The 6,052-nt window shown below is 70.5% G+C and carries 4 protein-coding genes and 2 pseudogenes; 2 read left to right on the forward strand and 4 right to left on the reverse strand.

Features of this window, described 5'->3' with window-relative positions; translation table 11 throughout:
* Window positions 1-352: 352 nt before the first annotated feature.
* Window positions 353-1,615, forward strand: coding sequence for a family 16 glycosylhydrolase (locus ABZ154_RS30905; RefSeq protein WP_356837676.1), 1,263 nt, complete (start codon window positions 353-355; stop codon window positions 1,613-1,615).
* Window positions 1,616-1,731: 116 nt separating this feature from the next.
* Here the strand turns inward: ABZ154_RS30905 and ABZ154_RS30910 are convergent, their stop codons facing one another.
* The 4 genes and pseudogenes from ABZ154_RS30910 to ABZ154_RS30925 all read right to left on the reverse strand — a co-directional run bounded on the left by ABZ154_RS30910 (window position 1,732) and on the right by ABZ154_RS30925 (window position 5,073).
* Window positions 1,732-2,523, reverse strand: coding sequence for an ABC transporter permease (locus ABZ154_RS30910; RefSeq protein WP_356837677.1), 792 nt, complete (start codon window positions 2,521-2,523; stop codon window positions 1,732-1,734).
* On the reverse strand, window positions 2,520-3,503 hold the full coding sequence (locus ABZ154_RS30915) for an ATP-binding cassette domain-containing protein (protein ID WP_356837678.1): 984 nt from the start codon (window positions 3,501-3,503) through the stop codon (window positions 2,520-2,522). The genes ABZ154_RS30910 and ABZ154_RS30915 overlap by 4 nt, the downstream gene beginning before the upstream one ends.
* A 97-nt stretch (window positions 3,504-3,600) precedes the next feature.
* Window positions 3,601-4,470 (reverse strand): annotated as a pseudogene (locus ABZ154_RS30920) (DUF4097 family beta strand repeat-containing protein); the annotation flags it as partial.
* A gap of 90 nt (window positions 4,471-4,560) precedes the next feature.
* Window positions 4,561-5,073: a toxin-antitoxin system HicB family antitoxin gene (locus tag ABZ154_RS30925; protein WP_356837679.1), complete on the reverse strand. Its 513-nt coding sequence runs from the start codon at window positions 5,071-5,073 to the stop codon at window positions 4,561-4,563.
* Window positions 5,074-5,424: 351 nt separating this feature from the next.
* Here ABZ154_RS30925 and ABZ154_RS30930 point away from each other — a divergent pair.
* Window positions 5,425-5,955: pseudogene (locus ABZ154_RS30930) on the forward strand (DoxX family protein); the annotation flags it as partial.
* Between the last annotated feature and the right edge of the window lie 97 nt (window positions 5,956-6,052).

Consider the following 6,052-nt stretch of genomic DNA (forward strand, 5'->3'; position numbering starts at 1 on the left):
AGACAAAGCGACTGGTCGGGTCCCCCTCCGGGGCCACGAGCGGGGTCGGCGCGACGGCCCGCGAGGGCCGCGGAGACGACTCGGTTGCCGTGCCGCCCCGCGCTCGACCGCCCTGGCGGCACCGCGACTTCGCCCTGCGGTAAAGGGGATTGGTCCAGACGAACGTCTTGACGGGTCTGCGGCGCGCTCCTTAAATCGTTATCGCCAACTGTTGAACACTTCCGTTCCGTCGTTCCCCGCATCACTTCACTTCGTGTCCATTCAGGGCCGTCAGCGCCTGTCATGCACACGTCGTGTATGCCATCCCCCACGTCTGTCCCCTCACACCCCCACGAAAGCGATGTGATGCCCCATGCGCACGCCCTGGCGCCACCGATCCCTCACCTGGCTGGCGGCGGCCGCCTGCCTCGGTCTCGCGACCCTCGCCCCCACCACCGTGCAGGCCGCCCCGGCCCGGGCCTCCGGCACCGTCGCCCCCACCGCGGTGACCTTCGACGAGAACTTCGACGGCCCGGCCGGTTCCGGCGTCAACACCTCCAGGTGGCAGCTGGAGACCGGTGACAACGTCAACAACCACGAGCGGCAGTACTACACCTCGGGCACGAGCAACGCCGCGCTCGACGGCCAGGGCAACCTCGTGATCACGGCGAAGAAGGAGAACCCGGCCAACTACAATTGCTGGTACGGGCGGTGCGAGTACACCTCGGCCCGTCTCAACACGGCCGGCAAGTTCACCGCCCAGTACGGGCGCGTCGAAGCGCGCATGAAGCTCCCGCGCGGCCAGGGCATCTGGCCCGCCTTCTGGATGCTCGGCAACAACATGGGCAGCGTGGGCTGGCCGGCCGCGGGAGAGATCGACATCATGGAGAACGTCGGCTTCGAGCCGGGCACCGTGCACGGCACGCTGCACGGACCGGGCTACTCCGGTTCCGGCGGCATCGGAGCGGGTTACACCCTGCCGGGCGGCGCGGCATTCGCGGACGACTTCCACACCTTCGCCATCGACTGGAGCCCCGACTCCATCCGGTGGTCGGTGGACGGCAACGTCTACCAGACCCGGACCCCCTCCGACCTCGGCGGTCGGGAGTGGGTCTTCAACAAGCCCTTCTTCCTGATCCTGAACCTCGCGGTCGGCGGCTACTGGCCCGGTGACCCTGACGGTTCCACCCGGTTCCCGCAGCAGCTCGTCGTGGACTACGTGCGCGTGAACACCGACAGCACCAACCCGCCGACCGGCACCAAGACCATCCGGGGCCTCGGCGGAAAGTGCCTCGACGTCGCGGGCGCCGGCTCCGCCAACGGCACCGCCGTGCAGCTCTACGACTGCAACGGCACCGCCGCCCAGCAGTGGGACGTGCGCTCCGACGGCACCCTGCGCGCCCTCGGCAAGTGCCTCGACGCCAAGGACGGGGCCACCGCCAACGGCACCGTCGTCCAGCTCTGGGACTGCAACGGCACCGCCGCCCAGCGGTGGGGCATCTCCACCGCCCGCGACATCGTGTCCATCCCGGCCGACAAGTGCCTCGACGCCACCGGCAACTCCTCCGCCAACGGAACCCGCGCCCAGTTGTGGACCTGCACCGGCGCGGCCAACCAGAAGTGGACCGTCGCATGACGAACAGCGGGCCCACCGCGACCGGTACCCGGCGCACACCCATCGCACGCTGAGGCCTCACCGAGGACGGCGGCGCGGGCCGGGGATCACTCCCCTGGCCCGCGCCGCCGTGGCCGTCACCTCGGGTCGCCGTCGAACTTCGCGGCCGACCAGAAGTAGCCCAGCACCGCGAGCCCCACGCACCATGCGAGGGCGAGCCACCCGTCGCCACCGATCTCGCTGCCGAGCAGCAGGCCCCGCAGGGTTTCGATGGCGGGCGTGAACGGCTGGTACTCGGCGATCGGACGGAACCAGCCGGGCATCGAGTCGACCGGGGTGAAGGCGCTGGAGAGGAGAGGCAGCAGGATCAGCGGCATCGCGTTGTTGCTCGCGGCCTCGGCGTTCGGGCTGACCAGGCCCATGCCGACCGCGATCCAGGTGAGCGCCGTGGCGAAGAGCACGAGCAGGCCGAACGCCGCCAGCCATTCCAGGGCGGTCGCGTCCGTGGAGCGGAAGCCGATGGCCACGGCGACGACGCCCACGAGGACCACGCTGAGGACCGACTGCAGCACGCTGCCGACGACGTGTCCGACGAGCACCGAGGGGCGGTGGATAGCCATCGTGCGGAAGCGGGCGATGATGCCCTCGGTCATGTCGTTGGAGACGGACACGGCGGTCCCGACCACAGTGCTGCCGATCGTCATCAGCAGCAGGCCAGGGACCACGTACGCGATGTACGCGGAGCGGTCCGGACCGCCGCTGCCGATGACCGAGCTCATCGCGTCACCGAAGATGTAGACGAAGAGCAACAGCAGCACGATCGGCGTGAGCAGCAGGTTCAGGGTGAGGGACGGATAGCGCCGCGCGTGCAGGAGGTTGCGGCGCAGCATCGTGGACGCATCGCGTAGGGCGAGGGAGCGGGAGCTCATGGGGTGGTCTCCTCGGGCCGGTTGGGCACGGTGGTGCCGGTCAGGGCGAAGAACACGTCGTCGAGATCGGGGGTGTGCACGGTCAGTTCGTCCGCCTCGACGGAGGCCGCGTCCAGTCTGCCGAGGATCGCGCGCAGCGCGCGCTGGCTGCCGTCGCCGGGGATCCGCAGGACGAGCGCGTCCTCGTCCCGGGGGACGTCGTGGAGCGCGGCGGCGGCGCGCCGGTACGTGGCCGGGTCGGAGAAGCGCAGGCGCACGTGCCCGCCGGGGATGAGCCGTTTCAGCTCCTCCGCGCTGCCCTCGGCGGCGATCCTGCCGTCGTGGAGCACGGCGATGCGGTCGGCGAGCTGGTCGGCCTCCTCCAGGTACTGGGTGGTGAGGAAGACGGTGGTGCCTCCTGCCACGAGGTCGCGGATGATCTGCCACAGGGTGCGCCGGGAGCGCGGGTCGAGGCCGGTGGTCGGCTCGTCGAGGAAGATGATCCTCGGCTCGCCGACGAGGGTCATGGCGATGTCGAGGCGGCGCTTCATCCCGCCGGAGTAGCTCTGCGCCGGCTTTTTCGCGGCATCGGTGAGACCGAATCGCTCCAGCAGTTCCGCGGCGACCCGTCGGCCCTCACGCTTGGACAGGTGCTGCAGGTCCGCCATAAGGAGCATGTTCTCCTCGCCGGTGATCAGCCCGTCGACGGCGGAGAACTGCCCGGTGACGCCGATCGCGGCCCGCACCCCGTCCGGGGACGTGGCGATGTCGTGACCGGCGACCCGGGCCTGTCCCCCGTCGGCGGTGATGAGCGTGGAGAGGATCTTGACGACGGTGGTCTTGCCGGCGCCGTTCGGGCCGAGCAGCGCGAACACCGATCCGGCCGGGATGTGCAGATCTATGCCGTCGAGGACGGTGTGGTCGTCGTACGTCTTGCGCAGACCGACGGCGGAGACCGCGGCCGGTGGCGGGTGACCGGCGGCCTGATTGGATGTGGGCATGACAGATATGGGCATAGGGCCCTCCCTTGCGAAGGCGGGTGAAGTCCGAGGCGGTAGCGGGGAGAAGGTCGGTGAGCGAGAGGTGACTCCTGCCGGGTCAGAGCTTGGCGCGGCGGACGTCGATGTTGCCGTGCCGGGTGCGGGCGCGGATCCTGACGGTGTCCGCGCTCTCCTCCGGGGCCTTCGACACTGTCAGCGTGTTGCGCACCTGGCCGGAGCCCGAGCTGACGTCGAGCCAGGCGGCCGTGCCCTCGCGGACGCCGACCTCGATGGCACCGTAGGAGGTCTCCAACTGCACCGTCCCGCAGGCCACTTCCGCGACACGAAGGGTGCCGTTGGCGGTGGTGGCGGTGACCGAGGCCTCGGCGCGCGCGATGACGATGTCGCCATTGGCGCCACTCACCCGCAGGTCACCCCTGGCCGCCTCGACGCTCGTGGTGCCGTGCGAATTCTTCAGGACGGCGGGGCCTTCCACGAAGCCGACGCGCACGCTCCCGGAACTGGTGGTGATCTCGGCCGCGCCCTCGACCCGGTCCACGGTGATCGAGCCGTGCGACGCGGTCAGCTTCAGCGGACCGGTCGTGTCGAGACGCACATCGCCGGAGGAGGTCTTCACACGGACCTCGCCGAGTCGGCCCTCGCCGAGCACCTGGAGCCAGGCGCCGGTCACCTCGACGCGTGATCCCGCGGGCAGTTCGACCGCCACATCGACGGTGCCGGTGCGGCCGAGCAGTCCGGGCTTGGGTGTCCTCACGGCGAGTGTGCCGCCCGCGTACGTGACCCCGGTCTGACCGGCCGTCCGCACGTCCTGGTCCCGCTTCGGGTCCCGGGGCCGTACGTCCACGACGGTGGCGGGGCCGTCGCCCGCGGTGAACTGGATGGAGCCGGCCTCCACATGCGCGGTGACCGAGATCGGTTCGGGAGTGTCGAAAGAAGGCATGGCTGTCCCGTTCTCGTGGGTGCTGGAGACGTCCCCGCTGGTGGGACGTGGTGTAGTGAAGGGGTACGGAGCGCAGGGGTACGGAGCCGGGGCGGCTAGGGATTGCCAGACATCCCCCTAGCGCACCCAGCCCGTGAAGCTCTGCCCGACGGTCCGGGTCTTCTCCGTCGTACGCGGCCGGGCGCCGCCGTCGACCGCGGACGTCACCGCCCGCACCAGCCACGCGTTGACCGACAGGCCTTCACCGGCCGCTGCCTCCTCGGCGCGGGCCTTGAGTTGGGCCGGCAGGCGCAGATTGACCCGGGCGGCGGCGCCTTCGTCACCGTCGGCCGGGGCCTTGAGCGGCTCGGCGGGCCCCGTCGGGTCCGGGGCGGCCCCGTCGCCGGACTGCGGCAGCGTCACCACGAAGTCGGGGTCCAGCCCGCGCAGCCGCACATCGACCGAACCGGGGGCGAGTTCGCGTGTGACCTCGTCCATCGCGGCGGAGAGCACATGAAGCATGGTCAGCCTGGTCGCCGACTCCAGAGGGGCGGTGAGCCTCTCCGCCAGCGCACGGGCTTCATCGCCACCGGCTTCGGCGGCCACCGCGAGTTCACGGCGGAGGGAGTCGACATAGGGGGTGAGATCCATGACGCCATGATGGCATCAAAATGGCGCCACAGGCAAGCCCTCATGGCGTGCACCCGGAGTGATTACGATGCTCAACCGCATGACCTGGAGAAACGCCGAGAGGGCGACCCGGGGCTACCCCGGGATACGGCGGCCTCCAGCACTTCCGTACACCCTGGAGGGGGACCAAATGGCACCGCGCGACACCGAGCGGCACCACATGACGCCATAGCACTCACTCTTTGGCGCCAAGTGGCGCCAAGTGGCGCCAGGTGGCACCGGGAGGGGGCGGCTCCCTGCGAACTGCCGCCGAACGACGGACGACGGACGTGGACGCGTGTGCTTCTCCGCGTGGCGGGGCAGCCGACCGTCATGACTGTTCTGCGTAAAGTCGCCCGGCCCCTGCTGGCCTCGATGTTCGTCAGTGGCGGATACAACGCGGTGCGCGACCCCGCGCCCCTGGTTCCCGCAGCTGAACCCGTGACCGATCGCGTCTCCCCGACGCTGACGCGGCGCACGTCTCTGTTGCCGGAAGATCCCGAGAGCCTGATCCGCCTCAACGGCGCGGTCCAGCTCGGCGCCGGCCTCCTGCTCGCCCTGGGACGCGCACCGCGACTGGCCTCAGCGGCTCTCGCCGTGACCTTGGTGCCGACGACCCTGGCCGCCCACCGGTACTGGACGATCGAGGACCCGGAGAAGCGCGCGGCGCAGCGGATTCATTTCTTCAAGAACGCGTCCCTGCTCGGCGGGCTCCTCATCGCCGCTGCGGACACCCACGGCAAGCCGTCCCTCGCCTACCGCACCCGACACGCCACCGGACATGCCTCCGACGCCGTCGCCCACCAGGCGCACGCGGCCGCCGACCGGGTCGGCGACGTGGCGGGCAGTGCCGTGGAGAGTGTCATGGCCAGGGACGCACCGCGACCCAGGCCCTGCGCACCGGCGTCGAGATCGCGAAGCTCGCCGAGAGCCGCGGCTTCCACCGCTACTGGGTCGCCGA

Source organism: Streptomyces sp. NPDC006261 (assembly GCF_040613515.1).
Taxonomy (GTDB): domain Bacteria; phylum Actinomycetota; class Actinomycetes; order Streptomycetales; family Streptomycetaceae; genus Streptomyces.